This is a genomic window from Achromobacter sp. MUI-25009338, assembly GCF_057359325.1.
Genome location: NZ_CM170627.1, coordinates 2,637,812 through 2,655,847, shown reverse-complemented (window position 1 = coordinate 2,655,847; position 18,036 = coordinate 2,637,812). Strand labels below are relative to the sequence as shown.

17 protein-coding genes are annotated in these 18,036 nt (G+C 69.1%); 5 read left to right on the top strand and 12 right to left on the bottom strand.

Features of this window, described 5'->3' with window-relative positions; translation table 11 throughout:
- Window positions 1–21: 21 nt before the first annotated feature.
- The 3 genes from AC1IQ6_RS12715 to AC1IQ6_RS12705 all read right to left on the bottom strand — a co-directional run bounded on the left by AC1IQ6_RS12715 (window position 22) and on the right by AC1IQ6_RS12705 (window position 5,276).
- Window positions 22–2,646: an AAA family ATPase gene (locus AC1IQ6_RS12715; protein ID WP_485866449.1), complete on the bottom strand. Its 2,625-nt coding sequence runs from the start codon at window positions 2,644–2,646 to the stop codon at window positions 22–24.
- Window positions 2,643–3,770 (bottom strand): metallophosphoesterase family protein, encoded by a 1,128-nt coding sequence (locus AC1IQ6_RS12710; RefSeq protein WP_485866448.1) that lies wholly within the window; start codon window positions 3,768–3,770, stop codon window positions 2,643–2,645. The genes AC1IQ6_RS12715 and AC1IQ6_RS12710 overlap by 4 nt, the downstream gene beginning before the upstream one ends.
- 204 nt (window positions 3,771–3,974) lie before the next feature.
- The gene (locus tag AC1IQ6_RS12705) at window positions 3,975–5,276 is read right to left on the bottom strand and encodes a D-amino acid dehydrogenase (RefSeq protein ID WP_485866447.1); all 1,302 of its coding nucleotides are present in this window, start codon (window positions 5,274–5,276) and stop codon (window positions 3,975–3,977) included.
- Between the two features lie 135 nt (window positions 5,277–5,411).
- Here AC1IQ6_RS12705 and AC1IQ6_RS12700 point away from each other — a divergent pair, with 135 nt between their 5' ends.
- The 5 genes from AC1IQ6_RS12700 to AC1IQ6_RS12680 all read left to right on the top strand — a co-directional run bounded on the left by AC1IQ6_RS12700 (window position 5,412) and on the right by AC1IQ6_RS12680 (window position 7,884).
- Window positions 5,412–5,879 carry an Lrp/AsnC ligand binding domain-containing protein gene (locus AC1IQ6_RS12700; protein WP_102771404.1) on the top strand — a complete coding sequence of 156 codons (468 nt, stop codon included), beginning with the start codon at window positions 5,412–5,414 and terminating at the stop codon, window positions 5,877–5,879.
- 109 nt (window positions 5,880–5,988) lie between these two features.
- Window positions 5,989–6,639 carry a DUF502 domain-containing protein gene (locus AC1IQ6_RS12695; RefSeq protein ID WP_485866446.1) on the top strand — a complete coding sequence of 217 codons (651 nt, stop codon included), beginning with the start codon at window positions 5,989–5,991 and terminating at the stop codon, window positions 6,637–6,639.
- A gap of 13 nt (window positions 6,640–6,652) precedes the next feature.
- Entirely contained in the window at window positions 6,653–6,898 is a 246-nt protein-coding gene (locus AC1IQ6_RS12690) for an RNA-binding S4 domain-containing protein (RefSeq protein WP_485866445.1), read from the top strand.
- Window positions 6,899–6,930: 32 nt separating this feature from the next.
- Window positions 6,931–7,506 (top strand): restriction endonuclease, encoded by a 576-nt coding sequence (locus tag AC1IQ6_RS12685; protein WP_111825000.1) that lies wholly within the window; start codon window positions 6,931–6,933, stop codon window positions 7,504–7,506.
- A gap of 15 nt (window positions 7,507–7,521) precedes the next feature.
- A complete protein-coding gene (locus AC1IQ6_RS12680) occupies window positions 7,522–7,884 on the top strand; it encodes a DUF2784 domain-containing protein (protein ID WP_111824999.1) in 363 nt (120 codons plus the stop codon).
- An 8-nt stretch (window positions 7,885–7,892) separates the two neighbouring features.
- On the opposite strand, the gene AC1IQ6_RS12675 is transcribed toward AC1IQ6_RS12680, so the two are convergent.
- The 9 genes from AC1IQ6_RS12675 to AC1IQ6_RS12635 form a co-directional block, all read right to left on the bottom strand.
- The gene (locus AC1IQ6_RS12675; RefSeq protein WP_102771409.1) at window positions 7,893–9,020 is read right to left on the bottom strand and encodes an acyl-CoA dehydrogenase family protein; all 1,128 of its coding nucleotides are present in this window, start codon (window positions 9,018–9,020) and stop codon (window positions 7,893–7,895) included.
- A gap of 108 nt (window positions 9,021–9,128) precedes the next feature.
- Window positions 9,129–10,949 (bottom strand): glycoside hydrolase family 15 protein, encoded by a 1,821-nt coding sequence (locus AC1IQ6_RS12670; protein WP_111824997.1) that lies wholly within the window; start codon window positions 10,947–10,949, stop codon window positions 9,129–9,131.
- A 6-nt stretch (window positions 10,950–10,955) separates the two neighbouring features.
- Window positions 10,956–11,777: a glucose 1-dehydrogenase gene (locus tag AC1IQ6_RS12665; RefSeq protein ID WP_102771411.1), complete on the bottom strand. Its 822-nt coding sequence runs from the start codon at window positions 11,775–11,777 to the stop codon at window positions 10,956–10,958.
- Between the two features lie 80 nt (window positions 11,778–11,857).
- The gene (locus AC1IQ6_RS12660; protein ID WP_102771412.1) at window positions 11,858–13,588 is read right to left on the bottom strand and encodes an ABC transporter substrate-binding protein; all 1,731 of its coding nucleotides are present in this window, start codon (window positions 13,586–13,588) and stop codon (window positions 11,858–11,860) included.
- A 109-nt stretch (window positions 13,589–13,697) separates the two neighbouring features.
- Window positions 13,698–14,006: a DUF2160 domain-containing protein gene (locus AC1IQ6_RS12655; RefSeq protein ID WP_485866444.1), complete on the bottom strand. Its 309-nt coding sequence runs from the start codon at window positions 14,004–14,006 to the stop codon at window positions 13,698–13,700.
- A gap of 24 nt (window positions 14,007–14,030) precedes the next feature.
- Window positions 14,031–14,843, bottom strand: a complete 813-nt coding sequence (locus tag AC1IQ6_RS12650) for a carbohydrate ABC transporter permease (protein WP_209166407.1) — start codon at window positions 14,841–14,843, stop codon at window positions 14,031–14,033.
- Window positions 14,836–15,726, bottom strand: coding sequence for a carbohydrate ABC transporter permease (locus tag AC1IQ6_RS12645; protein ID WP_485866443.1), 891 nt, complete (start codon window positions 15,724–15,726; stop codon window positions 14,836–14,838). Before AC1IQ6_RS12645 ends, AC1IQ6_RS12650 begins: the two co-directional genes overlap by 8 nt.
- Window positions 15,723–16,808: an ABC transporter ATP-binding protein gene (locus tag AC1IQ6_RS12640; protein ID WP_485866442.1), complete on the bottom strand. Its 1,086-nt coding sequence runs from the start codon at window positions 16,806–16,808 to the stop codon at window positions 15,723–15,725. Before AC1IQ6_RS12640 ends, AC1IQ6_RS12645 begins: the two co-directional genes overlap by 4 nt.
- Window positions 16,808–17,893, bottom strand: a complete 1,086-nt coding sequence (locus AC1IQ6_RS12635) for an ABC transporter ATP-binding protein (RefSeq protein WP_111824993.1) — start codon at window positions 17,891–17,893, stop codon at window positions 16,808–16,810. The genes AC1IQ6_RS12640 and AC1IQ6_RS12635 overlap by 1 nt, the downstream gene beginning before the upstream one ends.
- Window positions 17,894–18,036: the final 143 nt, after the last annotated feature.

The following is an 18,036-nucleotide window of genomic DNA, read 5'->3' as shown; positions in this document are numbered from 1 at the left end:
AGCGCCGACTGCGCACGGCCGTCAAGCGATCCGGCGCTGTTCCACGCCCAAGTCGCGCCAGGCTTCGCCGTGGCAGGTGAACATCAGGATCTGGTGGCGCGTGGCGGCGTCGAACAGCGCGCGCTTCATGAAGTCGCGACGCGCTTCGTCGGTGTGGACCAGCGCGTCGTCCAGCAGCAACAGCGTCGGCCGCCCGGCTTCGCGCAGCAGGTCCGCGTAGGCGAAGCGCGCCAGGATGCCGAGCTGTTCGCGCGTGCCGAAGCTGAGCGCGGCCAGCGGGTCTTCGCCGTGCGCGCGGCGCAGCGCCGCGGGCAGCAGGCCATCGTCGAGCCGCAGGTCGGCATCGGGGAACAGCAGCGCCAGATAATGGTTCAGGCGGCGCGCCAGCGGCGCCTGCAGCCGCTGGGTGGCTGCCGCCCGGCGTTCGGTGAGCAGGCCCAGCAGCAGGTCCAGGGCCGCCGCGCGGCGGGCCAGTTCGTCGCGCCGCCGTTCCAGGCGCTCGCAGGACGCCGCCGCTTCGGACAGGCGTTCGCCCAGCCCTTGCGCGCCGGCCTGGTCCAGCTTGCCCTGCAGCTGCAGGATGTCGCCGTGGCGCTTGTGCTGCGCATCACGCTCGATGGCAGCGGACTTTTCGTAGCGCCGCACGTCCTGCTCCAGCAGTTCGGGCTGATGGCCGGCCAGCGCGGCCTGGGCCTCGCGCACGCGGCGTTCGAGCGCATCGTGGCCGCTGCGCGCCTCGGCCAGCCGGGCGGCGCGGTCCTGGCGCTGGGCGATGCGTTCGGGCGATTCCAGGTCGGCGCCGCGCGCGGCCGCCTGCGCTTCCAGCAGCTGGGCGCGGGCGTGTTCGGCGTCCATCGTGCGCTGCGCGTCGGCCAGCGTCTTCTCGGCCTGGGCCGCGCCAGCCTCGGCTGCGCGCAGCGCCTGCGTGGCCGCCTGCAGGTCGCCGTCGCCGGCCTCGTCCGCGGGCGGCAGCTTGGCCAGCCGCTCCTCCAGCTGGGCGCGGCGCGCCCTGGCTTCCTCGCGCTGGCTGCGCAGCGCGTCCACGCCCTTGGGCGCATGGATGGCGAGCGCGCGGCGCATGCCGTCGAGCTCGCGCAGCAGCGCGCCGTAGCGGGCGTGGCGCTGTTCGGCCTCGGCCAGGGTATCGACGCCCAGGCGCTTGCACCAGGCGGCGCAGGCGGCGACCGCCTCGTCCAGGTCGCGCCTGAGCGCGGGCAGATCCTTGCCGCCCGGCTCGATGCGGAAACGGCCCACGCCGGGCAGTTCCAGTTCGGCCGCCTCGGTCAGCAGCACCTCGTCGGCGCCGCTCAGCGCCCGGCCGTCCAGGCGCGCGTCGCGCCCCGGCTCCAGCGCGTAGGACAGGCGCGTGGCGATGGCCTGCCGCTGCAGCTGCAGATTGGCGCGTTCGCGTTCGGCCTTGCGCAAGGCCTCGATATCGGCGTCCGCGATCTCGATCCGCACGCTTTCGGCCTTCAGCGCGGAGCCTTGTTCGATCAGCGCGGCGGCTTCCTTCAGCGCGTGCTCCAGGCGCTCGATCTCGGGGTCGAGCTGGGCCAGCTGACGCTCCAGGTCGCGCCGGTCGGCCACGGCCTGCAAGGCGGCCACGCGCCGGCTCGCGGCCTGCACCGCCTCGGCCTGGTCCTGGCGCTGGCGCCGGGCGCGGGCCAGCGGTTCGAGCGCGGCTTCGGCGCGGCCGCGCGCGGCGCGGGCCTCCCCGGCCAGCGCCTGGTGCGCCGCGGCGTCCTGCTGGTCGCGCTGGACCTGGTCCTGCAACAGGGCCAGCGTCTGCGCGGCCTGCGCCTGTTCGCGGCGCAGGCCTTCCAGGGCCTCGCGTTCCCGGGCCACGGCGGCCAGCCGGGTGCGCGCTTCGGCGGCCTTGGCCTCGAAGTCTTTCCAGGGTTCGCCGGCGCGGGCGCGCTCGTGTTCGCGGCGCAGCTCGGCCAGGCGATCGACGTCGGCCTCAAGCTGGGCCATGGCCTGCGCGCACTCGTCGCGCTCGGCCGTCGCACGCGCCAAGGCGTCCTCGGCCTCTTTGTAGACGCCCTTGGCGCGGCTGTTGCGCGCGTCCAGCAGCGCGCCGCGCTCGGCGGCCACGCGCTCGTACAGGCGGTCGCCGTCGCCGCCGGCCAGTTCGCCGGACAACTGCGTCAGCGCGTCGCGCAAGTGCGCGCCCGCATGGCCGGCCGCGTCATGCAGGTTCTGGCCTTCGCCCTGCTGGATCCAGAGCAGGCCCGGAATGCCCGCCAGTTCGGGCTTGCTCTGGCCGCGCGCGGCCAGTTCGAAACCCAGCAGCGCGGCCAGCGCGTTCTCGGCCTCTTCGCCTTCGAGCCGGCGCGCGCCGCCGTCGACCAGCAGTTCGCAGCGGGCGCGCGACAGGAACTGTTTTTTCAGCACATAGTCGTGGCCGGCGTGCGAGAACGCCAGCTCCACGCCGGGGCGCGCGCCGGACTCGCCGCGCGGCGCCAGGTCGGCGACCTTGCTGGTGCTGTAACGCTCCAGGAAAGCCGCGCGGATGGCCGCCGCCACCGTGCTCTTGCCGGCCTCGTTCGGCCCCACGAACAGGTTCAGGCCGTCTTCCAGGCCGTCCAGCACCAGCGGCTGGCGGAACTTGCGGAATTCTTCCAGGGCGATGCGCGAGAGCTTCATTTCGCACCTCCCGGCACGGCGCTTTCGCGCTGGAACCTGAGCAGCAGCCGCAAGGCCTCGCCCGCCACCGCCGACTGCGCGGGGTCGGCCTGCAAGGCCTGCAATTGCGCCGCCACCTCGCCCACGTAGCCGCTGGCGCGCAGCTCGGCCAGGTCGGCCTCGTCCGGCTCCAGCTTCAGGCCCGACAGGTCCGGCAGCAAGGCGCGCACCTGCGCCGCCGTCCGGTCCACCGCCTGCTGCAGCGCCTCCCAGGTCTCCATGTTGACGTGCCCCTGCACGTCCAGGCGCAGCACGTCCTGCGCGTCGAGCCCGGCCATGCGCTCGGCCAGCGCCTGCGCGTCGCTGGGCAGGCTCAGCGTCTCCGACCAAGCCGACCAGCGGTAGCGCCCGGTGGCCAGCCGTTCGACGGCCGGCGCCGCGCCCGGGGCCTCGATGCGCACGTCCAGCACGTAGCCGGGCTCGTTGCCGCGAAAGCGGTCCTGCTCGGGCGTGCCGGCATACCAGGTGCGCTCGTCGATAGCGAGGCAGCCATGCCAGTCGCCCAGCGCCAGGTAATCGAGCCGCGCACGCGCGGCGCGGTCGGGCGCGATGGGATTGGTGGCGTCGATGTTGTCCGGCAGCCGTCCCGCCACGCTGCCGTGCGCCAGCCCCACGCGAAAACGCCCCGGCGCGGTCTCCAGGCCGTCGAAGGCCTGGGTCACGTCGTCGTAGGTATGGCGCTGGGTGAGCGGCGCGGCCAGCACCGCGAGATCGATGGCCGGCAGGTCCACCACGCCGATGGCCGGCGGCGCCTGCACGTTGGGCGGAATGCAGCCCAGCTGCCGGGCCCGGCTCCAGACGCTGTCGGCCAGCGCCGCGTCGTGGTTGCCGGCGATCATGACCCAGGGTCCGGCATAGGCCGCCATGGCGCCGAACAGCCGGCGTATCGTGCGGTCCGACACGCCCTGCGTATCGAACACGTCGCCCGCCACCAGCACGGCGTCCACTTGGCGTTCGGCGGCCAGCGCGGCGATCCGCGCCACGGCCTCGAAGCGCGCCTCGGCCAGCATGGCGGCGTCATCGGTTTCGAACTGGCCGTATTGCCGCCCGATCTGCCAGTCGGCGGTGTGCAGGAAATGGATCATGCGCGGGATTGTAGGCCGAAGCGGGGTCGGGCCGGCGATGGGTTCCGCGCGTTTGAGATATGAGTCCTTGCTTAAGAACTCTCGCGCTGCACCCATCCTACAATCATGATGTTGCCGGATCGTAGGATGGGTGCAGCGCGAGACTGTCTGGACAAGAACGCAATCAGAAAACGCGCGGAACCCATCGTCCGCAAATCGCCCGTTTCACGCGCCCTTGCTGTCCAGCACCAGCGGCCGCCCGGCGGCGGATCTGCGGTCGTAGCGCGAAATATCCAGCCCGTCCGTGCGGATGGCCGGGCGCTGGCCCATGACCAGGTCGGCCACCAGCTTGCCCGAGCCGCAGGCCATGGTCCAGCCCAGCGTGCCGTGGCCCGTGTTCAGGTACAGGTTGCCGTAGCGGGTCGGGCCGACCACGGGCGTGCTGTCCGGGGTCATGGGGCGCAGGCCGGTCCAGAATTCGGCGCGGGCCACGTCGCCGCTGCCCGGGAACAGGTCGTTGACAACCAGTTCCAGCGTCTTGCGGCGGGCGTCTTTCAGGCGCAGGTCGAAGCCCGACAGCTCGGCCATGCCGCCGACGCGGATGCGCTTGTCGAAGCGGGTGACGGCGATCTTGTAGGTTTCGTCCAGGATGGTGGAGACCGGCGCGGCCGACTCGTCCGTCATGGGGATGGTGAGCGAATAGCCCTTGACCGGATACACCGGCAGGTCCAGGCCCAGCGGCTCCAGGAAGCCCCGCGTGTAGCTGCCGAAGGCGGCGACGTAGCGGTCCGCCGTCAGCACTTCGTTGCCCACGCGCACGCCGGTGATCTGGCCGCCCGCGGTGTTCAGGCCGGCCACGGCCTGGCCGTAGCGGAATTCCACGCCCAGCCCGGCCGCCAGTTCGGCCAGCCGGGTGGTGAACAGCTGGCAGTCGCCGGTCTCGTCGTTGGGCAGGCGCAGGCCGCCGGCCAGCTTGTCGATGGAGCGGGCCAGCGCCGGCTCGGCCGTCGACAGGCGGTTGCGGTCCAGCAGTTCGTAGGGCACGCCCACTTCTTCGAGCACGGAGATATCGCGGCGCGCGGCTTCGAGCTGCGCCTCGGTGCGGAACAGCTGCAGCGTGCCGCGCGTGCGCTCTTCATAATGGATGCCGCTGGAGGCGCGCAGTTCGCGCAGGCAGTCGCGGCTGTACTCGGACAGGCGCAGCATGCGTTCCTTGTTGACGGCGTAACGCTCGGCCGAACAGTTGGCCAGCATGGCGGCCATCCATTTGAGCTGGAACAGGCTGCCGTCCAGGCGGATGGCCAGCGGCGCGTGTTTCTGGAACAGCCATTTGACGGCTTTCAGCGGGATGCCGGGCGCGGCCCAGGGCGTGGAATAGCCCGGCGACACCTGGCCGGCGTTGGCGTAGCTGGTCTCCAGTGCGGCCGCGGGCTGGCGGTCCAGCACCGTCACTTTGGCGCCCTGGCGGGCCAGGTAGTACGCGGTCGTGGTGCCGATGACGCCGCTGCCGAGGACGATCACATGCATGATTCTTTCCGATGTTTGGTTTTATGCAGGAATTTCGGTAGTCTATGACCCTCGTCACAGTGAAAGACACTGAAAAATCCGTTTTGGCAGTGGTTTTTCCCGCCCAATACCCGTTTTCCGATCGCCCGTAGTGAAATGCGCGACCTCGACCGTATCGACCTGAAAATCCTGGATATCCTGCAGCGCGAAGGCCGGATTTCGGTCACCGAACTGGCCGACCGGGTGAACCTGTCGGCCACGCCCTGCTCGGACCGCATCAAGCGGATGGAGCGCGACGGCGTCATCACGGGTTACCATGCGCGCGTCAATCCGGCGGCGCTGGGCAAGAACCTGCTGGTGTTCCTCGAAATCAAGCTCTCGGCCAAGTCGGGCGACGTGTTCGACAAGGTCAAGAACGAGCTGCTGTACGTGCCCGAGGTCATGGAGTGCCACCTGGTTTCGGGCGACTTCGACTACCTGGTCAAGGCGCGCCTGACCGAAATGAACGAGTACCGCCGTCTCCTGGGCGAAATCCTCAAGCGCCTGCCGGCTTCGGCCGAGTCGCACAGCTATGTGGTGATGGAGGAAATCAAGGAAACGCTGTACCTGCCGGTGGACCGCTAGGCGCGCGGCGCGTTCTTCGCGGTTTGTTACCGGATGGGACCGCGCCGGCTGCTATGCTGGCGGCCCCCGGATCGCGCCTCAGCGCACCGACCCCATTTTTACTCCGCCTATGACTCGACTCTACAAGTATTTCTTCCGCGGCCTGATCACCGTGCTGCCGCTGGCGTTGACGCTGTATCTGCTCTATATCTTCCTGGCCTGGACCGAAGCGGTGGCGCTGACCTTCCTGCGCCCGTTCATCGGCGGCTTCTACGTGCCCGGCATGGGCCTGGCGCTGGGCATCCTGGGCATTCTGGCGATCGGCTACCTGGTCTCCAAGGAGCGCGTGCAGCGCGTGCTGGTGCTGCTGGAAATGCCGTTCACCAACCTGCCGGTGGTCAAGAGCATTTATTCGTCGCTCAAGAGCTTTGCCGACTATTTCTCGCCCAGCTCCAAGAACACCGCCCAGCAGGTGGTGGTGCTGCGCGTGCCCGGCCAGCAGCTGGAGCTGGTGGGCCTGGTGACCCGCCGCAGCATGGAAGGCCTGCCCGAAGGCTTCACGCAGGAAAACCGCGTGGCGGTCTACCTGCCGATGGGGTACATGATCGGCGGCTACACCGTGTTCGTGCCGCAGGAATGGGTGCAGCCGATCGAGATGTCGGTCGAGGAAGCCATGCGCTCGTCGCTGATCGCCTGGATGGCGCGCGCCGAAACCAATAACCGCCCGGCCGCGCCGGTCGCGCCCCAGCCTCCCGGCGACGCGCCGCGCAGCCAGGCCTGAGCCAGGACCTTCCATGCCCATCATCGAATTCACGCTGGCGCCAGGCTGCCCTTATATCGAAGTCAACCAATTGCTCAAGGCCGCCGGCGTCTGCGACAGCGGCGGCGCGGGCAAGATGCTGGTGGCCGACGGCATGGTCCAGGTCGGCGGCGTGCCGGAAACGCGCAAGACCGCCAAGATCCGCGCTGGCCAGATCGTGACCTGCGGCGATGCGCGCATCGTGGTGCGCGCCGCCGAGGCCGGCGACGAGCCGGCCTGATCCTCTTTTCCACCGCCCCACCGCGAGCCGCCATGAAATTCAAGATGTCCCAGAACTCCATCTTCGCCGTCCTGCTGCGCTCGCCGTGGTGGATGAGCGCGGGGGTGGCCGTGCTGCTGTCGGCGGGAGGCTTCGCCGCCCTGCCGCTGGAATACGCGGCGATGGGCGTGTTCGCGGCGATCCCGTTCGTGGTGATCGCCATCATGGCGGCCTACAAGCAGATGCGCGCCCCGTCGGACGCGCGCGTGCAGGCCGTGACGCAGGCCGCGGCCGCCATGTCCTGGGCGGAGTTCGCGCGCACCGTGGAGGCGGGCTTCCAGCGCGACGGCTGCGAGGTTCAGCGCCTGCAGGCCGCCGGCGCCGACTTCGCGCTCAGCAAGGACGGCCACGTGGCCATCGTCAGCGCCCGGCGCTGGAAGGCGGCCCGCGTCGGCGTCGAGCCGCTGCGCGAGCTGCAGGCGGCGCGCGAGCAGCGCGGCGCGCGCGAAGCCATCTATATCGCCCTGGGCGATGTTTCGGAAAACGCGCAGCAATACGCGCGCGCGCAAGGCGTGTCGCTGATGGCCGCGCCGGAACTGACCCGGCTGCTGCGCGACCTGAAAACCTGAGGCCGGGATGCGCCGATGAGCTACCGCCTGCTTGCCGACCTGGTGCTCATCGTCCATGCGCTGTTCGTGGCCTTCGTCGCCTTCGGCGGCCTGCTGGCGCTATGGAAACCCCGGATCGCCTGGCTGCACCTGCCGGCGCTGGCCTGGGGCGCGCTGGTCGTGGGCATGGGCTGGATCTGCCCGCTCACCCCGCTGGAGGTCTCGCTGCGGCGCCAGGCCGGCCAGGAGGGCTATGAAGGCGGCTTCATCGAACACTACCTGCTGGGCCTGATCTACCCCGCGGACATCGGCCGCGGTTCGCAGATCGCCCTGGCCGTGCTGCTGCTGGCCGGCAACGCCATCGTCTATGCCTTGTGGGCCCGGCGCCGCCGGCGCTGAACGCCGCGCTACAGATTGCGCGCGATGACCAGCCGCTGGATGTCGCTGGTGCCTTCGTAGATCTGGCAGACGCGCACGTCGCGGTAGATGCGCTCGACCGGGAAATCCTTCAGGTAGCCGTAGCCGCCCAGGGTCTGGATGGCCGCCGAACACACACGCTCGGCCATCTCGGAGGCGAACAGCTTGGCCATCGAGGCCTCGGTCAGCGCGGGCCGGCCGGCGGCGCGCAGGGCCGCGGCGTGCAGCACCATCTGGCGCGCGGCGTGGATCTGCGTGGCCATGTCGGCCAGCCGGAACGACACCGCCTGGTGTTCGAAGATGGGCTTGCCGAACGCCTGCCGGTCGCGGGCGTAGTCGCGCGCGCATTCGAAGGCCGCGCGCGCCATGCCGACCGACTGCGAGGCGATGCCGATGCGCCCGCCTTCCAGGTTGGACAGCGCGATCCTGTAGCCCTCGCCCTCCTCGCCCAGGCGGCAGGACGCCGGGATGCGCAGGTCTTCGAAAGCGATCTGGCAGGTGTCGGAGGCGTGCTGGCCGAGCTTGTCCTCGACCCGCAGGACCTTGTAGCCCGGGGTGTCGGTGGGCACGATGAACGCGGAGATGCCGCGCTTGCCGGCTTCGGGGTCGGTCACCGCGAACACGATCACGGTCTGGCCGTTGCGCCCCGAGGTGATGAACTGCTTGCCGCCGTTGAGCACGTAGCCGTCGCCGTCGCGGCGCGCGCGGGTCTGCAGGCTGCTGGCGTCGGAACCTGCCTGCGGCTCGGTCAGCGCGAAGGCGCCGATGTGCTCGCCGCGCGCCAGCGGCCGCAGGAAGCGTTCCTTCTGCTCGTCGGTGCCGAATTTCAGGATGGGCATGCAGGCCACCGAGTTGTGCACGCTCATGATGGTGGAGCAGGCGCCGTTGCCGGCGGCGATTTCTTCCAGCGCGACCGCGTACGACACATAGCCGCTGTCGTTGCCGTCCCATTCCTCCGGCACCAGCATGCCGAAGAATCCGAGCTGCGCCATTTCGGCGATGGCGTCGGCGGGATAGTGATGGTCGCGGTCCCAGCGTTCGGCGTTGGGCGCCAGGCGCTCCTGCGCGAAACGGCGCGCCATGTCCTGGATGCTGAGCTGTTCTTCGGTCAAAAGCATGTTTGTCTCCTGAGTGCGCCGTCCGGCCTGCGGGGTCGCGGCCCGGCACTGCGCGCGCGTCGCGGCCCGTCATGGGGACCGCGCCGACTGCGAGAATACACCGCCGCGTCAGGCGCGCGGCGCGTCCTGTTCGGCGCGCTGGCGCGCCGGGCCCATGGCGCGGCTCAGGTTGTAGGCGGTGTTGACCAGGCCGATGTGCGAGAAGCCCTGCGGGAAGTTGCCGATCAGGCGCCGGCGCACCACGTCGTATTCCTCGGACAGCAGGCCCAGGTCGTTGCGCAGGGACAGCAGCCGCTCGAACAGGCGCTCGGCGTCGTCGAGCCGGCCCAGCATCACGTAGGCGTCGGCCAGCCAGAAGCTGCAGGCCAGGAATACGCCCTCCTCGCCCTGCAGCCCGTCGTCGGTGAGGTCGGTGGAATAGCGCCGCAGCAGGCCGTCGCGCAGCAGCCCGCGCTCGATGGCCTGCACCGTGCCGGCCACGCGCGGGTCCTCGGCGGGCAGAAAGCCCACCTGCGGGATCAGCAGCAGGCTGGCGTCCAGCGCGGTCGAGCCGTAGCTCTGCACGAAGCAGCCGCGCGCGCGGTCGTAGCCGTTTTCGCAGATGTCGGCGCGGATCTGGTCGCGCAGGCGGCGCCAGGCCGCGACCGGGCCTTTCAGGCCGAAGCGTTCGCAGCCCTTGACCGCGCGGTCGAAGGCCACCCAGCACATCAGCCGCGAATGCGTGAAGGCGCGGCGCTCGCCGCGCACCTCCCAGATGCCGTGGTCCAGCTCCGTCCAGCGCCGCGCCAGCGGCTCCAGCAGCACCTTCTGCAGCCGCCAGGCCTCGGCCAGCGGCGCGAGGTCGGCCGCGCGCGCGGCGTACAGGGTTTCGATCAGCTCGCCGTAGACGTCGAACTGGCTCTGGCCGGCCGCGTCGTTGCCGATGCGCACCGGCAGGCTGGAGGCATAGCCGGGCAGCCAGGGAATCTCCAGTTCCGGCAGCCAGCGTCCGCCGGCGATGCCGTACATGATCTGCAGCTGGTCGGGGTGCCCGGCCACGGCGCGCAGCAGCCATTGGCGCCAGGCCTCGGCCTCTTCGCGGTAGCCGGCGTTGAGCAGCGCGTACAGCGTGAGCGCCGAGTCGCGCAGCCAGCAATGGCGGTAGTCCCAGTTGCGCGCGCCGCCCAGCGTCTCGGGCAGCGAGGTGGTGGGCGCGGCGATGATGCCGCCGGTGGGCTGGAAGGTCAGCAGCTTGAGCGTGATCAGCGAACGCACCACCGCGTCGCGGCGTTCGTCGGCCGGCCCTTCCCAGTGGCAGCGCTTGGCCCATTCCTGCCACCAGGATATGGTGCGGTCCATGCTTTCGACGCGGTCGGGCACGAAGTGCGGCGTGCGGTGCGAGCGGTGGTAGGACAGCGTGAACGGCACCACCCGCCCCTGGTGCACGCTGAAGCGCGCGGTGGTCTTGAGGTCGTGCCCTTCCATCTCCACCGGCGTGTGCAGTTCGACCGCGTCCGGCCCGGCGATGGCGCTCAGGCCGTAGTCGCGCCGCCGCACCCAGGGCACGGCCTGCCCGTAGTTGAAGCGCAGCACCAGGTCCATGTCCATCAGCACGTGACCGGAATCGCCGCGCACCACGCGCACCAGGTCCACGCGCTCGTCGTCTTCGCTCAACGGCATGAAGTCGTACATCGTCGCCACGCCCGAGGCGGTCTCGAAACGCGTTTCCAGCACGGCGGTGTCGGGCACGTAGCGGCGCGAGACGACGGCGCGCTGGCCATGCGGGGCGATGCGCCAGCGTCCGTGGCGCGCGTCGCCCAGCAGCGCGGCGAAACAGGCCGGCGAGTCGAAATGCGGCAGGCAGAGCCAGTCGATGGAGCCGTCGCGCGCCACCAGCGCGGCAGACAGCATGTTGCCGATGAGCCCGTAGTCTTCCAGCGGCTTGGACATACGCGGTCAGCCCGCGCCGCGGAATTCGGGATACAGCGTCATCCCGCCGTCGACGAACAGGGTCGTGCCGGTCACGTAGTCGGACGCGTCGCCGGCCAGCCAGACGGCGGCCCGCGCCACGTCCTCGGGCTCGCCGATGCGGCCGTACGGAATCAGCTTGAGCAGCCTGGCCAGGCTTTCGGGGCTGTCCCAGGCCGGCCGGTTGATGGCGGTGCGTATCGCCCCGGGCGCGATCGAATTGACGCGGATGCGGGCCGGCGCCAGTTCCTGGGCCAGCGACTTCATCAGCATCGACAGCCCGCCCTTGGAAGCCGCGTAATTGACCTGGAAGGCCCAGGGAATAAGCTCGTGGACCGAACTGATGAAGAGGATGTTGCCGCGCGACAGGCCTTTGCGCGCCGGGTCGGCCGGCTGGGATTCGTAGGCCCGGGCCGCGGCGCGGGCGCACAGGAAATGGCCGGTGAGGTTCACGTCGATGACGCGCTTCCAGTCGGCCAGCGTCATGTCGGCGACGGGCGCGGGATGCTCGATGCCGGCGTTGTTGACCAGGATGTCGACGCGGCCGTAGTGGCGCACGGCCTGCTCGAACAGATGCTCGACCTCGGCCTCGCGGCTGATGTCGGCGGCCGCGGCCACGGCCTGGCCGCCCAGGCGCTGCACGGCTTCGACCACGGCGGCCGCGCGCGCCTGCGAGTCGCCGCCCGCGCGGTGATTGACCACCACCCGCGCGCCCGCTTGCGCCAGCGCGATGGCGGTGGCCCGCCCGATGCCCGACGACGCGCCGGTCACCAGCGCGACGCGGTCCTGCAAGTCCGATCCCTGTCGCATGCCGTCTCCTTCAGGAACGGTCAGGTTAGTACCGCCCGACGGGGCGGTACAAGCCGGATGCGCAACAGGGTTTTACACGGCTACCGGACCTTGCCCTCCTTCCAGGCGGCCAGCAGCTTCTCGTACGGAATGGTCTCGCCCTTGGGCTTCTCGTTGTCGAGCTTCTTCCAGGGCGCGTGCTGGTCGGACAGCCACTTGGACGGATTGCTCTTGGCATTGAGCTTGGGCGCGCACTGCGCCATCCCCGCCCGCTCCAGGCGCGCCATGACCTGGTCCATTTCGTTGGCCAGGTTGTCCATGGCGGCCTGCGGCGTCTTCTCGCCGGTGACCGCGGTGGCCACGTTCTTCCACCACAGCTGCGCCAGCTTGGGGTAGTCGGGCACGTTGTTGCCGGTGGGCGTCCAGGCCACGCGCGCCGGGCTGCGGTAGAACTCGATCAGCCCGCCGTAGTTGGCCGCGTTCTTGGTGAAGAACTCGCTGTTGATGTCGCTGTCGCGGATGAAGGTCAGGCCGGTGATGGACTTCTTGAGCGAGACCGACTTGGACGTGACGAACTGCGCGTAGAGCCAGGCGCCGGCCAGCCGGTCGGGGTTGGTGGACTTGAAGAAGGTCCACGAGCCCACGTCCTGGTAGCCGTTCTGCATGCCGTCCTTCCAGTACGGGCCGTAGGGCGACGGCGCCATGCGCCATTTCGGCGTGCCGTCGTCGTTGACCACCGGCAGGCCCTTCTTGGTCATGTCGGCGGTGAACGCCGTGTACCAGAAGATCTGCTGCGCGATCTGCCCCTGGGCCGGCACCGGGCCGGATTCGGAGAAGGTCATGCCCATGGCCTGCTGCGGGGCGTACTTCTTCATCCAGTCCACGTACTTGGTCAGCGCGTAGACGGCGGCCGGGCTGTTGGTGGCGCCGCCGCGCGCCACCGAGGCGCCCACCGGCGTGCACTTGTCGTCGGCCACGCGGATGCCCCACTCGTCGACCGGCATGCCGTTGGGCAGCCCCTTGTCGGCGGCGCCCGCCATGGACAGCCACGCGTCGGTGAAGCGCCATCCCAGCGACGGGTCTTTCTTGCCGTAGTCCATGTGGCCATAGACCTTCTTGCCGTCGAGCTCCTTGACGTCGTTGGAGAAGAAGTCGGCGATGTCCTCGTAGGCGGACCAGTTGGTCGGCACGCCCAGCTCGTAGCCGTACTTGGCCTTGAACTTGTCTTTCAGGTCCTGGCGCGCGAACCAGTCGGCGCGGAACCAGTAGACGTTGGCGAACTGCTGGTCGGGCAGCTGGTAGAGCTTGCCGTCCGGGGCCGTGGTGAACTTGGTGCCGATGAAGTCCTTGAGGTCCAGGCCGGGGTTGGTCCATTCCTTGCCCGCGCCGGCCATGTAGTCCGACAGCGGCAGGATGGCGCCGTAGCGGTAGTGGGTGCCGATCAGGTCCGAATCCGAGATCCAGCCGTCGTAGATGGACTTGCCGGACTGCATCGAAGTCTGCAGCTTCTCGACCACGTCGCCTTCCTGGATCAGGTCGTGGTTGACCTTGATGCCGGTGATCTCGGTGAAGGCCTTGGCCAGCGTCTTGGACTCGTACTCATGCGTGGTGATGGTCTCGGACACCACGTTGATCTCGGTGACGCCCTTGGCCTTCAGCTTGGCGGCGGCGTCGATGAACCACTTCATCTCGGCCATCTGCTGGTCCTTGGACAGCGACGAGGGCTGGAACTCCGAATCGACCCATTTCCTGGCTTCCGGCTCTCCGGCCCACGCCCCCGACGTCCCGATCAGGGCGATGGCGGCCGCCATGGCGTGCATGCGCAATTTCATGACCTGTCTCCTCGATAAGTCTTCCCCGATGTACGCTGCGGACGCTGGCCCGGGAAGACGATGGCCGATAGTCCTTTACCTGCATAACGCAGGGGTCTGCGCCCCCGTTTCAGCCCTTTTTCATGATGAGCGCCAACAACAGCATCGATACCGCGAACCCGATCCAGACCGAGGGCGGTTCGTCCAGCGACAGCCATTCGGCCGCCTTCTCGCCCAGACCCACGAAGGCCAGGTTGACCCAGGCCGCGGCCATCAGGCCGATGAACAGACGGTCGCCGCGGGTGGTGCGCAGGGGCAGGAACCCCTTGCGCTCGACCGTGGGCGATTTCAGTTCCCATATCGTCATGCCCGCCAGCATCAGGCCGACGCAGGTGAAGAACACGGCGACGGGAACGGTCCATACCATCCAGCTGAACATGAGTCGGCCTCCGGGTTGCGCGCGCTACACGCGGCCCATCGCGAAGCCCTTCGCGATGTAGTGCCGCACGAACCAGATCACGATGCCGCCGGGCACGATGGTCAGCACCCCGGCGGCGGCCAGCACGCCCCAATCCATGCCCGAGGCGGACACGGTGCGGGTCATGGTGGCTACGATGGGCTTGGCGTTGACCGAGGTGAGCGTGCGCGCCAGCAGCAATTCGACCCAGCTGAACATGAAGCAGAAAAACGCCGCCACGCCCACGCCGGACTTGATCAATGGCAGAAAGATTGTCAGGAAAAAGCGCGGGAAGGAATAGCCGTCGACATAGGCGGTTTCATCGATCTCTCGCGGCACGCCGGACATGAAGCCCTCCAGGATCCACACCGCCAGCGGCACGTTGAACACCAGGTGCGCCAGCGCCACCGCCAGGTGGGTGTCCATCAGCCCGAACGAGCTGTAGAGCTGGAAGAACGGCAGCAGGAACACCGCCGGCGGCGTCATGCGGTTGGTCAGCAGCCAGAAGAACACGTGCTTGTCGCCGATGAAGCGGTAGCGCGAGAACGCATAGGCCGCCGGCAGCGCCACCGCCAGCGAGATCACGGTGTTGATCACCACGTAGATCAGCGAGTTGATGTAACCGGAATACCAGGCCGGATCGGTGAAGATGGTGCGGTAGTGCTCCAGGGTGAAATCCTCGGGCCAGAACGTCAGCGTGCTCAGGATTTCGGTATTGGTCTTGAACGACATGTTCAGCATCCAGTACAGCGGCAGGATGGCGAACACGAGATACAGCGCCAGGAATACGCCGCGCCACCAGCTCTTGTTCTCACGCATGGATGCGCTCCTCGTCGAAACCGCCGGTGGTGCCGGCGCGCTGCATCCAGTTGTAGAGGATGAAGCACAGCAGCAGGATGATCAGGAAATAGATGATAGAGAACGCGGCGGCCGGCCCCAGGTCGAACTGGCCCACGGCCTTCTGCGTCAGGTACTGCGACAGGAAGGTGGTGGCGTTGCCCGGCCCGCCGCCGGTCAGCACGAAAGGCTCGGTGTAGATCATGAAGCTGTCCATGAAACGCAGCAGCACCGCGATCATGAGCACGCCGCGCAGCTTGGGCAGCTGGATGTAGCGGAACACCGCCAGGCGCGAGGCCCCGTCGATGCGCGCGGCCTGGTAGTAGGCGTCGGGAATCGCGCGCAGGCCCGCATAGCACAGCAGCGCCACCAGCGGCGTCCAGTGCCAGACGTCCATGACCAGCACGGTGACCCAGGCGTCCGCGTCGTTGCCGGTGTAGTTGTAGTCCACGCCCAGCCATGACAGCGTCGCGCCCAGCAGCCCGATGTCGGTGCGGCCGAACACCTGCCAGATGGTGCCCACCACGTTCCACGGAATCAGCAGCGACAGCGCGATGATGACCAGCACCGCCGAGGCGCGCCAGCCGGTCGCCGGCATGGACAGCGCCAGCAGGATGCCCAGCGGGATCTCGATGGCCAGCACCGCCAGCGAAAAGCCGATCTGGCGCAGCAGCGCGCCGTGCAGCTCTTCGTCCTGCAGCACGGCGGCGTACCACTCGGTGCCGACGAACACGCGGCGCTCGGGCGAAATGATGTCCTGCACCGAATAGTTGACGATGGTCATCAGCGGCAGGATGGCGGAGAACGCCACGCACAGCACCACGGGCAGCACCAGCAGCCAGGCCCGGTGATCTATGGGTTTCATCGGATCAGCTCCTCGTCGCGGTAGAAGCAGGTGTGCGGGTTGAGCACCCCCAGCCAGGCCGTGTCCCCGGCCGCCGGGATGGCGCCGCCGTTCAGGCGCGCGCGCACCGCGACGCCCTCGTAGTCGGCCACCAGCAGCGTGTAGGTGCCCACGTCCTGCACGCGCTCGACGCGCATGGGCACGGCGCCCGGCGCCTCGGGCTCGGCCAGGCGCAGGTATTCCGGGCGCACGCCCAGCTTGACCGGCCCGGCGCCGGCCAGCGCCGCCGCCGTGGCCTCGGGCACGCCGGCCACGCGCCGGCTGCCGACCTCCAGCGCGCCGTCGCGCCATTGCGCGGGCAGGAAATTCATGCCGGGCGAGCCGATGAAATGGCCCACGAAGGTATGCGCCGGGCGCAGGAACAGATCGTCGGCGGTGCCCACCTGCACGGCGCGTCCGCGCGCCATCACCATGACATGGTCGGCGAAGGTCAGCGCCTCGGTCTGGTCGTGGGTCACGTAGATCAGGGTCAGCTTGAACTCGCGGTGGATTTCCTTGAGCTTGCGGCGCAGCTCCCATTTGAGCTGCGGATCGATCACGGTCAGCGGCTCGTCGAACAGGATGGCCGACACGTCGCTGCGCACCAGCCCGCGGCCCAGCGAGATCTTCTGCTTGGCGTCGGCGGTCAGGCCGCTGGCGCGGCGGTCCAGCACCGCGGACATGTCCAGCATCTCGGCGATGCGCCCCACCCGCTCGCGCACGCGTTCGGCCGGCATGCCGCGGTTGCGCAGCGGAAACGCCAGGTTCTCGGCCACGGTCATGGTGTCGTAGACCACCGGAAACTGGAAGACCTGGGCGATGTTGCGCGCCTGCGGCGTGCGGCCGGTGACGTCCTGGCCGTCGAACAGAATGCGCCCGTGCGAGGGCCGCAGCAGCCCCGAGACGCAGTTCAGCAGCGTGGTCTTGCCGCAGCCGGACGGCCCCAGCAAGGCGTAGGCGCCGCCGTCCTGGAAGGTGAACTTCAGCGGCAGCAGCGCGTAATCGTCATCCGTCCTGGGGTCCGCGACGTAGGAATGGGAGAGGTCCAGCTCGATCTGCGCCATCAGGCCGCCTCCCCCGCGCCGGCCGGCTGGCGCGGCGCGGCCAGCAAGGCGCCGTCGGCGCCGAAGGCATAGGTCTGGGCGGGGTCGAAGTAAAGCTGCACCGGCTGCTCCAGCGTGTAGCGGTGCACGCCGGGCAGTTGCGCCACCACGTCGCCGGCCGCGGTCTCGGCGTGCACGAACGTGTCGGAGCCGGAAATCTCGGCCAGCTTCACCACGCCCGGCAGGCGGATGTGCCCGGGGCGCGGCTCCACGTCCAGCGCGCCGGCGCGCAGGCCGGCGGTGAGTTCGCCGGCGGCTTCCGGGGGCAGCGCGCGCGCCACTTCCATCTCGCCTTGCAGGGTAAAGCCCGACGCCGTGCGGCGCGCCGGGAACAGGTTCATGGGGGGATCGCTGAAGGCGCGCGCCACCCGCAGGGAATTGGGCCGGTGGAAGACGTCGACGGTCGGCCCGTATTGCAGCAGCTCGCCGGCGTCCAGCACCGCGGTGTGGCCGCCCAGCAACAGGGCCTCGCCCGGTTCGGTGGTGGCGTAGACGACGGTGGAACGGCCTTCGGCGAACAATTCCGACAGTTCGTCGCGCAATTCCTCGCGCAGCTTGTAGTCCAGGTTGACCAGCGGCTCGTCCAGCAGGATCAGCGGCGCGTCCTTGGCCAGCGCGCGCGCCAGCGCCACGCGCTGCTGCTGCCCGCCCGACAGTTCCGACGGGTAGCGTTCCAGCAGGTGGTCGATGTGCAGGCGGGCCGCCATGGCGCGGACCTTGGCGCCGATGTCGCCGGCGCCGCGCAGCTTGAGCGGCGAGGCGATGTTGTCGTAGACCGACATGGACGGGTAGTTGATGAACTGCTGGTACACCATGGCGACGTTGCGCTGGCGCACCGGCACGCCGGTGACGTCGGCGCCGTCGGCCAGCACGCGGCCCTCGGTGGGCCGGTCCAGCCCGGCCATGATGCGCATCAGCGTAGTCTTGCCCGCCAGGGTCGCCCCCAGCAGCACCGTCATTGCCCCCTCGACCGGCGCGAGGCTCATGGGATACAGGTGGGTCTGCGAGCCCGCCCGCAAACTTACCCTGTCCAGGTTCAGCTGCATCTGATCTCCTCTACCTACTAATACGTCCCTGTTTTATTGCAACGCGGACTTCAGTATTCGGTACAGCGGCCCGGCCTGCGCCTGGCGGACGACAGGATGAGCATACTCTTTCAGATAGCTTTCGTTTTTTGTGCGTTTTACTC

Excerpts from the sequence above, each read along its gene's own strand:
- AC1IQ6_RS12635 (WP_111824993.1), bottom strand. The coding sequence starts at position 17,893 with ATGCAGCTGAACCTGGACAGGGTAAGTTTGCGGGCGGGCTCGCAGACC.
- AC1IQ6_RS12670 (WP_111824997.1), bottom strand. The coding sequence starts at position 10,949 with ATGTCCAAGCCGCTGGAAGACTACGGGCTCATCGGCAACATGCTGTCT.
- AC1IQ6_RS12700 (WP_102771404.1), top strand. The coding sequence starts at position 5,412 with ATGCGCGACCTCGACCGTATCGACCTGAAAATCCTGGATATCCTGCAG.
- AC1IQ6_RS12660 (WP_102771412.1), bottom strand. The coding sequence starts at position 13,588 with ATGAAATTGCGCATGCACGCCATGGCGGCCGCCATCGCCCTGATCGGG.
- AC1IQ6_RS12695 (WP_485866446.1), top strand. The coding sequence starts at position 5,989 with ATGACTCGACTCTACAAGTATTTCTTCCGCGGCCTGATCACCGTGCTG.
- AC1IQ6_RS12650 (WP_209166407.1), bottom strand. The coding sequence starts at position 14,843 with ATGCGTGAGAACAAGAGCTGGTGGCGCGGCGTATTCCTGGCGCTGTAT.
- AC1IQ6_RS12705 (WP_485866447.1), bottom strand. The coding sequence starts at position 5,276 with ATGCATGTGATCGTCCTCGGCAGCGGCGTCATCGGCACCACGACCGCG.
- AC1IQ6_RS12665 (WP_102771411.1), bottom strand. The coding sequence starts at position 11,777 with ATGCGACAGGGATCGGACTTGCAGGACCGCGTCGCGCTGGTGACCGGC.
- AC1IQ6_RS12645 (WP_485866443.1), bottom strand. The coding sequence starts at position 15,726 with ATGAAACCCATAGATCACCGGGCCTGGCTGCTGGTGCTGCCCGTGGTG.
- AC1IQ6_RS12685 (WP_111825000.1), top strand. The coding sequence starts at position 6,931 with ATGAAATTCAAGATGTCCCAGAACTCCATCTTCGCCGTCCTGCTGCGC.
- AC1IQ6_RS12715 (WP_485866449.1), bottom strand. The coding sequence starts at position 2,646 with ATGAAGCTCTCGCGCATCGCCCTGGAAGAATTCCGCAAGTTCCGCCAG.
- AC1IQ6_RS12655 (WP_485866444.1), bottom strand. The coding sequence starts at position 14,006 with ATGTTCAGCTGGATGGTATGGACCGTTCCCGTCGCCGTGTTCTTCACC.
- AC1IQ6_RS12640 (WP_485866442.1), bottom strand. The coding sequence starts at position 16,808 with ATGGCGCAGATCGAGCTGGACCTCTCCCATTCCTACGTCGCGGACCCC.
- AC1IQ6_RS12675 (WP_102771409.1), bottom strand. The coding sequence starts at position 9,020 with ATGCTTTTGACCGAAGAACAGCTCAGCATCCAGGACATGGCGCGCCGT.
- AC1IQ6_RS12710 (WP_485866448.1), bottom strand. The coding sequence starts at position 3,770 with ATGATCCATTTCCTGCACACCGCCGACTGGCAGATCGGGCGGCAATAC.
- AC1IQ6_RS12680 (WP_111824999.1), top strand. The coding sequence starts at position 7,522 with ATGAGCTACCGCCTGCTTGCCGACCTGGTGCTCATCGTCCATGCGCTG.
- AC1IQ6_RS12690 (WP_485866445.1), top strand. The coding sequence starts at position 6,653 with ATGCCCATCATCGAATTCACGCTGGCGCCAGGCTGCCCTTATATCGAA.